General features: G+C 35.2%; 1 protein-coding gene. It reads right to left on the reverse strand.

All coding sequences use genetic code 11. The features are described 5' to 3' along the window. A partial coding sequence (locus J1M39_RS11090) for a fumarate hydratase (RefSeq protein ID WP_206496793.1) occupies window positions 1-371 on the reverse strand: 371 nt, incomplete at its 3' end. Window positions 372-403 lie beyond the last annotated feature (32 nt).

The following is a 403-nucleotide window of genomic DNA, read 5'->3' on the forward strand; positions in this document are numbered from 1 at the left end:
GTGTTATCCTTTGTGTTAACTCTTCTAATTGGATCTCCAACAACTGATTTTCTTAAAAACCCTTCCTCATATCCTCTGCGTACTCCCTCATTAATCGCATCTTCAAGGCTTCCTCCAATTAAATGCACATCTTGTCCTATCTCAACAAAGACACATGCCATGCCTGTATCTTGACACATAGGCATCTCTTCATTACATGCAATCTCTGAATTAATAATTATTTTATCTAAAACATCTTCTGCTAACTTCCATGTTTCTTCATTCTTAGCTTTCTCTAATGCCTCTTTAATATCTGCCCCTAAAAAATAATTGGCTTCTATAGATAATTTTCTCACAGCATCTCTAACAAGCTCAACATTAATTTCTCTCATTTCTACAGCTCCTTTTGCTCATTGCTTAAGTT

The sequence above is a fragment of the Micrococcus sp. KRD077 genome, from assembly GCF_017168505.1.
In the GTDB taxonomy this organism is placed as follows: Bacteria; Actinomycetota; Actinomycetes; order Actinomycetales; family Micrococcaceae; genus Micrococcus; species Micrococcus luteus.